Genomic DNA, 400 nt, shown 5'->3' with positions numbered 1-400 from the left:
CTTCTGATAGGCTTTCAAGATTCTTCCTTTTCATCGCCATGAGTAATGATGTAACACAGTGACTTGTAGTCTATATTCCCAGCCACATCTATTGGAGTCACAGCAAACATCTGCTCCACCTCTTCTGCTGTGAACCTGTCTGCTTGTGTCATCAACTGTTGCTTGAACTCATCTTTTCGGACATGGCCTGTTCCATCAGGATCCAAAATTTTGAAAGCATTGACAATAGTATCTTCTGGGTCCGTTCCATTAAGTTTCTCTCCAAACAGTGACAAGAACACAGTGAAGTTAATAGGTCCCTTTCCTTCATGTAGCATTTGTTCAAGTTCCTCATCATTCGCGTTCAATTTGCCCAGTTGCATGTATGTTTCTTTAAGGTCCGGTTTGGTAATAATTCCAT

At 41.2% G+C, this 400-nt stretch carries 1 protein-coding gene; it reads right to left on the bottom strand.

The genetic code is table 11. The features are described from left to right. Positions 1 to 14 precede the first annotated feature (14 nt). The coding region (locus EUU22_RS22270) for an EF-hand domain-containing protein (RefSeq protein ID WP_205687959.1) at positions 15 to 400 on the bottom strand (386 nt) is incomplete at its 5' end.

This window comes from Ciceribacter ferrooxidans (genome assembly GCF_004137355.1).
Classification (GTDB): Bacteria; Pseudomonadota; Alphaproteobacteria; order Rhizobiales; family Rhizobiaceae; genus Allorhizobium; species Allorhizobium ferrooxidans.
Note: the sequence above shows the minus strand (reverse complement) of the source record. Positions and strands in the feature narration are given on the sequence as shown.